Source organism: Cupriavidus sp. SIMBA_020 (genome assembly GCF_046535395.1).
In the GTDB taxonomy this organism is placed as follows: domain Bacteria; phylum Pseudomonadota; class Gammaproteobacteria; order Burkholderiales; family Burkholderiaceae; genus Cupriavidus; species Cupriavidus campinensis.
Window position 1 is genome coordinate 1 of sequence record NZ_JAWRWU010001059.1, and the last position, 256, is coordinate 256.

General features: G+C 64.1%; 1 protein-coding gene. It reads right to left on the minus strand.

The annotated features are described in order from the left end of the window. A partial coding sequence (locus SB751_RS32730; protein WP_410749344.1) for a ribonuclease E/G occupies window positions 1-256 on the minus strand: 256 nt, incomplete at both ends.

Genomic DNA, 256 nt, shown 5'->3' on the forward strand with positions numbered 1-256 from the left:
GCGGGCTATCGCCTGCGCCGCTTCCAGGTTGGTCTTGAAGATGGTGTCGTCGAAATTGCGGCCGCCCACGAAGCCGCCGGTGTTCACATCCACCGTCGTCAACGCCTCGGTCTGGTCGATGATCAGGTAGCCCCCCGACTTCAGGTCCACCCGGCGCGACAGCGCCCGAGCGATCTCTTCGTCCACATTGGCCGTGTCGAACAGGGGGCGCTCGCCGCTGTAATGCTGGATGCGGTCCACCACTGATGGCGTATAG